Genomic DNA, 313 nt, shown 5'->3' with positions numbered 1-313 from the left:
AACACCTAATCCCGACAGCGTTTGCCACTCCGCGCGTGTTCGCACACCCGCGGCGAAAACTTGAGTTGGCGATGCCTTACACACTTCCAGCAAGCTCTGCACAAACAGCTGGTTCTCGGTGCGGCGTTCAATATTGCGTACCAAACCCGGCGCAAGTTTAATCACTTCTATCGGGAATTGTTTGATATAAGCGCTGCCCACCACCGTCAAACCAGCCTGATCCACCGCAATGCGACAGCCAAATGCGGTTAACATGTGAAAAACCGGCACTAGACGGCTGATGTGTTGACAAACGTCGGCCTCAGCAAGTTCA

The 313-nt window shown here is 53.0% G+C and carries 1 protein-coding gene; it reads right to left on the bottom strand.

Translation table 11 applies throughout. The features are described from left to right. The coding region (locus tag KVT28_RS24785) for an EAL domain-containing protein (protein ID WP_217550789.1) at positions 1–313 on the bottom strand (313 nt) is incomplete at both ends.

It is taken from the genome of Pantoea sp. GbtcB22 (genome assembly GCF_019091025.1).
In the GTDB taxonomy this organism is placed as follows: Bacteria; Pseudomonadota; Gammaproteobacteria; order Enterobacterales; family Enterobacteriaceae; genus Pantoea; species Pantoea leporis.
This window is presented reverse-complemented; position numbering and strand designations above follow the sequence as displayed.